1 protein-coding gene is annotated in these 561 nt (G+C 47.4%); it reads left to right on the plus strand.

The features are described from left to right. Positions 1 to 561, plus strand: a 561-nt coding sequence (locus AC07Z7_RS25145; protein ID WP_494768056.1) for a hypothetical protein, incomplete at both ends; no start/stop codon positions are given.

The raw sequence follows: 561 nt of genomic DNA on the forward strand, positions 1-561 counted from the left end.
GAGTATGAAGCCAAAGGATATGTGGTGCCTCCAACTCAGAAAGATATAGAAAACTTTAACTATGGTCGAACTAAGGATTCTCAGTTAACCCCTTATACTATTAAAGATGTATATGGTGTATTTATTTCCTATTTTCAGGCTGAGTCGCTCCGGCAAGATTTTTTTAACAACGTCTATCTGCCTTCTTTGAGTGAGGAGGAGCGCCAAGGGGCGCAAGATGGATTGTACTCAGGCTTTTCCACAAGGTTGAGCATCACTCTGCCAGGCAAGGATTTTGCTGATCGTTATTCCATTACTGCGCGCAGTGACAGTCCTGCTCAATCTGTAGAGTGGGTTCACCAATATGTAGCTCGTGCCAGTGATCTGGCAAAGCAGGAGCTATTGGCCAACGTAAGGCGTGAGGCTGAGGTGGGGGCGCGAAACGTCGAGCAGCAGATTGCAGCATTGCGTGATGTTAGCCAGAAAGAGCGGGAGGACTCTATTGTTAGGCTTCAGGAGGCATTACAAGTTGCGGAAGCATTGGGGCTTGAAAAGCCGTTGATCATAACAGGAAACTCGGCC

Source organism: Acidovorax sp. GW101-11A03 (genome assembly GCF_059424825.1).